We start from the raw sequence: 6,229 nt of genomic DNA, 5'->3' as shown, positions 1-6,229 counted from the left end.
GTGGAGGCGTGGGTGTGGGCGTCGGGGTGGGAGTGGGTGGCGGTGACGGTGTCGGAGAGGGCTTCCCGCAGGGTGGAAAGGTCGGCCAGGAGTGGTTCCCGGCGACCGCCACCGCGTCGGTACCGCCCGGTCCGGTCGACACGTACGCGCAGGCGTCGGCCTGCGCACTGCCGACCGGTGTGCCGACGAGTGTGAACGTCAGCGTCACCAGGGCCAACACCCGTCCGGCAGCGGCGGATCGGGTCGGTTCGGGTCCATGCACGACGCAGATCATGGAGCTTGGCGCACCCGGCCACGCCCGAGTGACGGTCGATTGCCCCGAAGGGGGGAAACGGGTCGCCCGGCGGTTTGACCTCCGGGAATCCGCCCCGGCCGGGGGCCGTACCCCTGTACGAGGCTGAGTGCGGTCCGCCCCGGAAGCGCCGCCCGCGTGCGGCGGGGCCGGGCACCGGCCGGCCGGGGGCGTACGGGCGTCCGGCGCGTACTGCGCGCACGGCCCCGGCACCGGTCACCGCGGTCACTGCGGTCACTGGAGGCGCTCGGCCACCGGAAGTGCTCGGGGTACTGGAGGTGCTCGGGGTACTGGAGGCGCTCCGGTACTGGAGGTGCTCGGTCACCGGGAGAGGTGAGGGCGCCGAGGGAGACCGGGCCGTGGCAGTGCCGCACCCGACTCGGTGCCGCTTCGGGTGCCCGCGGGACCGGGACCGGGCCGGGGGACGGAGTCGGCGGGTGCTCGCACCGCGGCCGGTGCCGTGGCCGGGGGCCGCCCGGGCGGGTGGCCCGGCCCGGGACCCCGAGCTGCGCCGGTGCGGGTGCCGCCGGGCCGGGCGGTACCCGGGGCGCCGGCCCCGCGTTTCACGGTGGGCGGCAAAGAATCCCGCGTCGTGTTGAACACAACCGGCACTCCCGTGCGTACCCAGTGTCGTGCGGCGACCGGCAGGGCGCCCCCAACACCTTCGCGATGATCGGGATGATCGGGGAATGACGATGAAGACCTCCTGGCGGAGCGCCTCACTGGTGGCGAGCGCTGCGGCGGTGCTGGCGCTGACGACGGGGTGCGGCGGTCAGGACGGCGGCGCCGCGGCCGGCAGCCAGAACGTGGGGGCCACGGCCGCCCCCGGCGACGTCGGCGAGATCGGCACCGGCTCGGGCGACGGACTCGGCGCGAACGGCGCGCAGGCGTCGGCGAGCGCGCCGGAACCCGCGGGCAAACTGTCCGTCACCACGAACGCCGAGGTCGGTGACGTGGTGACCGACGGAGCGGGCCGTACCCTCTACCGCTTCGACGCGGACACGGCCAAGCCGCCCAAGACCACCTGCGAGAACGACTGCGCCACCGCCTGGCCCCCGGTGGCCGCGGACGACGCGCTCGCCGGAGAGGGCATCGACAAGGCCCTCCTCGGCGAGGTCGCCCGCCCCGACGGCACCAAGCAGTTGACCATCGGCGGCTGGCCCGCGTACCGCTACGCCAAGGACACCGCCGCGGGCGACGTCAAGGGACAGGGCGTGGGCAAGAAGTGGTACGCCCTGGCCGCCGACGGCAAGAAGGCGCAGGCCGAACCGGCCGCCGGGCTCTCCACCCGCGAGGACCCGAAGCTCGGCGAGATCGTCGTCGACAAGAACGGCATGACCGTCTACCGGTTCATGAAGGACGAGGCATGGCCGAAGCCGGTGTCCGCCTGCACCGGCGCCTGCCTGGACAAGTGGCCCGTGGTGGCGCCCGTCGAGGCCAACGACACCAAGGGTCTGGAGAAGGAGGGCCTGATGAGCTTCACGCGGCCGGACGGCGCCGCCCAGCAGACCGTCGACTGCTGGCCGATCTACACCTTCGCCGGCGACAAGAAGGCCGGCGACACCAACGGACAGGGCGTGGGCGGCACGTGGTACGCCGTCGCGCCCGACGGCAAGCCGGTCGGCGCGCCGAAGAAGTAGCCACTCCCGCCGGCCGCTTCCTCGCCGCTCCCGACCCGAGCGGACCGTCCCCTCCGTACCCAGACGGAGGGGACGGTCCCGTTCGTGCTGCTTGGTGGTGCAACGGGTGCTTTCCGGGCCACCCCGGTCCGCGGCATGTGCCCCGGGCAGTGACCGGGAACGGATGGTCAATTTCCGTTCGGACTCGCTCGTTTGGCGGACGATCAGTAGCCTCAGCTCGAACACCGGACCGCCTACGTCTTGGAGAGCCGGATGGAGCGTCCCGCCTGGGCCCCCCGCAGCATCGACATCTCGGTGCCCAGTGTGTCCCGGATCTACGACTTCTACCTGGGCGGTTCGCACAACTTCGAGGTGGACCGGGAAGCGGCCCGCAGGGCCATGGAGTTCATGCCGGGGCTCCCCAAGATCATGCAGGCGAACCGGGCGTTCATGCGCCGGGCCGTGCGCTTCGCCGCCGTCGAGGAGGGCATCGACCAGTTCCTCGACATCGGCTCGGGCATTCCCACCTTCGGCAACGTCCACGAGGTGGCCGCACACCACCGGCCCGGCGCCCGCGTCGTCTACGTCGACCACGATCCCGTGGCGGTCGCGCACAGCGAGGCCGTCCTGGCGGGCCACGACGGCACGGGCGTTGTGGCCGCCGACCTGCGGGGGCCACGGGAGATCCTCGCCTCGCCGCAGGTGGAGCGGCTGATCGACCTGAATCGACCGGTTGCCCTGCTGCTGGTTGCCATACTGCACTTCGTGGAAGACGCGGACGACCCGTACGCGGCGGTGGCCGAGCTGAGCGACGCGCTCGCGCCCGGCAGCCTGCTGGTCCTCACGCACGCCTCGTACGAGCACATCCCGCTGCCCGCCGAGCGGGCCGGGGGAGCGGTGGACGTGTACAAGGACATCCGCAATCCGCTGATCATGCGTTCGCGCGACGACATCGCACGGTTCTTCAAGGGGTACGACATGGTGGAGCCCGGACTGGTCCCGATGCCGCGCTGGCGGTCCGACGAGGCGCCGGAGGACGAGGACCCGTACGCGTACTCCGGTTACGCCGGCGTGGGACGCAAAGCGTGAGGGCGGAGCCGGACGGGCCGGAGGACCGGCTGCGCCGGTTCGCGACGATCTGGAGCCGGGCGGTCTTCCCGGCGACCTCCACGTCGTCCACCCGGTCCGAGTTCGAGGAGCAACTCCTGCCGCTGGCCCGGCGGCTGAGCGAGGTGCTGCGCGCCCGGAGCTTCGACGCGGAGGAGGCCAGAGCGGTCGGCGGCGCGCTGGTCGACGTCCACTGCACCGACCCCGAAGCCCTCTCCCAGACGCTGGACTGCGTCGACGCCTACCTGGTGCTCTACTGCGGCGAGGACGGCGACCCCGAAGACCTGCGGGCCCGTTCGGCTCGGCTCCAGCACGCCATGGCGGCCGGGTTCGCCGGGGCGCTGCGGGCCAGGACACTGGCCGAGCAGGAGGCCATAGCGCAGGCCGCCCTGAAGGCGCAGGGCGTGGTGGCCGAGGCGCTGCACGCCAGCGAGGCGCGTTTCAGGGCGGTGTTCGAGGGCGCGGCGATAGGCATCGGCATCGCGGACCTGGAGGGCAACGTCCTCCAGGTCAACGAGGCGCTCATGCGCATGTTCGGGGTCGCCGACCCGATACTGGGCGGGCGGAAGGCCACGGAGTGGACGCACCCCGAGGACGCGCCGCAGACCTGGCGGCTCTACGAGGAGCTGGTGCGCGGCGAGCGCGAGCACTACCACGTGGAGAAGGCCTTCTACCGGCCCGACGGCACGGTCCTGTGGACCAATCTGACGGTCTCCCTGCTCCGGGACGCCGACGGCACCCCGCAGTACCAGCTGGCGCTGATGGAGGACACGACCGAGCGGCGGCTGCTCAACCTGCGGCTGCGCTACGAGGCCACGCACGACGCGCTCACCGGTCTGCCCAACCGCAGCTTCTTCTTCGAGCGCCTGGAGAAGGCCCTCGGCGCGGGCCCGGACCAGCGCTTCGGCCTGTGCTACCTCGACCTGGACGGCTTCAAGGCCGTCAACGACAGCCTCGGCCACGCGGCCGGCGACCGGCTCCTCGTCGAGGTCGCCGACCGGCTGCAGGCCTGCACCACCGCTCCCGGCGAGATGGTGGCCCGCCTCGGCGGCGACGAGTTCGTGGCGCTGACCACCGGTCCGGACACCCGGCGCGGGGTCGACGAACTGGCCGGGCGGATCATGAACGCGCTGCTCGCCCCGGTCAGCGTCGACGGCCGTGAACTGACCGTGCGCGGCAGCATCGGCATCGTCGAGGGGCCGGTCGGCGAACGCAGCCCGGCGGAGGTGCTGCGCAGCGCCGACATCACCATGTACCGGGCCAAGTCGGCGGGCGGCAACCGTTTCGAGCTGGCCGACCCCGAGGCCGACGCGCGCGTCATCACCCGGCACGGACTGACCACCGCGCTGCCCGCGGCCCTGGAGCGGGGCGAGTTCTTCATCGAGTACCAGCCGCTGGTCCACCTCGGCGACGGCAGTGTGCGCGGCGCCGAGGCGCTGGTGCGCTGGCTGCACCCGCAGCACGGCGTGCTCGGCCCCGACCGGTTCATCCCGCTCGCCGAACACACCGGGCTGATCGTGCCGTTGGGCCGCTGGGTCCTCGAACAGTCCGTGCGGCAGGCCCGCCTGTGGCGGGAGCGGTACGGCGAGACGACCGCCGCGGGGCCGCTGCGCATCAACGTCAACCTCTCGCCCTGCCAGCTCACGCATCCCGGGCTCGTCCAGGACACCGTCGACATCCTGGAACGGACCGGCGTCGCGCCCGACGCGCTGTGCCTGGAGGTGACGGAGTCGGCGCTGATCGGCGCGGACGACGACCTGCTGAAGCCACTGCGCCGGCTGGCCGAGATGGGTGTGGACATCGCCCTGGACGACTTCGGCACCGGCTACTCCAACCTCGCCAACCTGCGCCGGCTGCCGGTGAGCGTCCTCAAGCTCGACCGGTCCTTCACGCAGAGCATGCAGCAGTTCCCGGCGGATCCCGTCGATCTGAAGATCGTCGAGGGCATCGTGGCCCTGGCCCACAGCCTCGACCTCGCGGTGACCGTGGAGGGCGTGGAGACCGGCGCGCAGGCCGAACAGCTGCGCATACTCGGCTGCGACACGGCCCAGGGCTGGTACTACGCCCGCCCCGGCCCGCCGGACCGACTGCACGAACTGGCCCTGGTCGACGCCACGGGCTGACCGGGGGCCGGGCCCACGACGGGGCCCGGCGATGCCGGTGGCAGCCCTACGCCCCGCCCCGGGCGGCCTCGGCCACCTCTGTCGCCGCGCGCACCAGGGCCGCTACCGCCGGCGAGCGGGACTGCCCGGGCCAGGCGAGGGCGAGGACGACCGGCGGCGCGTCCGCCACCGGCCGGTAGGCGACGCCGGGGCGCGGATAGCGCTCGGCGACGGAGGCGGGCAGCAGGGTGACGACCTGTCCGAGGGAGACGGCCGTGAGCACCTGGGCCAGGTCGCCGTGGCCGCGCCGTGCCTCGTCGACGTGCCGTTGGACGGAGCCGGCGTCCAGCCCGAGGTCGGCCAGCTCCAGCCGGTCCCGGGCGGCGAGCGGGTGGTCCGAGGCGAGGACGGCGACGCGCGGTTCGACGGCCAGCGTCTCGGTGTCCAGACCGGTGCCGTCGAACGGCTCGTGGATCAGGGCCGCGTCCGCCTCGCCGGCGCGCATCAGGCCCGGCTGCTGCTGCCAGCCGCAGAGGCGGACGGCCACCGGCACGGCCCCGGGTTCGTCCGCGTAGCGCGCGAGGATCGGCTCCAACAGCCCCGCGTCCCCGTCGGCCTTCACCGCCAGGACCAGCTTCGGCTCCAGCGCCGCACGCCGGGTCCGCCGGCCGGCGGCCTCCAGGGCCTCCAGCGCGACACGGGCCTCGGTGAGCAGGACGTCCCCCGCCGCGGTCCGGGCCACACGGTGAGTGGTCCGCTCGAACAGGGTGACGCCCAGCTCGGCCTCCAGACGGCGGATCGCCCGGGACAGGGGCGGCGGGGAGATGCCCAGCCGCTCGGCGGCCCGCGCGAAGTTCAACTCCTCGGCCACCGCCACGAAGTAGCGCAGGGAACGTGACTCCACACTCCGCCTCCCTTCGGTATTGCCCTCAGGGTAACAACCGGGACCGGATCGGTCCTTCAGTTCCGCGGGGCCCCGGCACAGGATGAAGGAGCGCCGGGGACGCGCACGTTGCGCCGGGGGCGCGCACGGAGCGTCTCCCCGCTCCCGCGCGAATCCCTCCCCCCGCTGACTCCCCTCCGCTCCCCACCGCCCTCCCCTTCCCTCC

General features: G+C 73.3%; 4 protein-coding genes. 3 read left to right on the top strand and 1 reads right to left on the bottom strand.

All coding sequences use genetic code 11. The features are described from left to right. Nucleotides 1–987: 987 nt before the first annotated feature. From HZS56_RS36895 to rmdA, 3 genes are all read left to right on the top strand, one after another. Nucleotides 988–1,932: an SCO0930 family lipoprotein gene (locus HZS56_RS36895; protein WP_216725180.1), complete on the top strand. Its 945-nt coding sequence runs from the start codon at nt 988–990 to the stop codon at nt 1,930–1,932. A 252-nt stretch (nt 1,933–2,184) separates the two neighbouring features. Beyond that, complete coding sequence (locus HZS56_RS36890) at nt 2,185–3,000, top strand: SAM-dependent methyltransferase (protein ID WP_216725179.1); 816 nt, start codon at nt 2,185–2,187, stop codon at nt 2,998–3,000. Next, a complete protein-coding gene (rmdA, locus tag HZS56_RS36885) occupies nt 2,997–5,141 on the top strand; it encodes a cyclic Di-GMP phosphodiesterase RmdA (protein WP_216725178.1) in 2,145 nt (714 codons plus the stop codon). The genes HZS56_RS36890 and rmdA overlap by 4 nt, the downstream gene beginning before the upstream one ends. Nucleotides 5,142–5,187: 46 nt before the next feature. Here the strand turns inward: rmdA and HZS56_RS36880 are convergent, their stop codons facing one another. Next, nucleotides 5,188–6,024, bottom strand: coding sequence for a LysR family transcriptional regulator (locus HZS56_RS36880; RefSeq protein ID WP_216725177.1), 837 nt, complete (start codon nt 6,022–6,024; stop codon nt 5,188–5,190). Nucleotides 6,025–6,229 lie beyond the last annotated feature (205 nt).

It is taken from the genome of Streptomyces mayonensis (assembly GCF_018982965.1).
GTDB lineage: Bacteria > Actinomycetota > Actinomycetes > Streptomycetales > Streptomycetaceae > Streptomyces > Streptomyces mayonensis.
The sequence above is the reverse complement of the archived record's forward strand: the minus strand, read 5'-3'. Positions and strand labels throughout refer to the sequence as shown.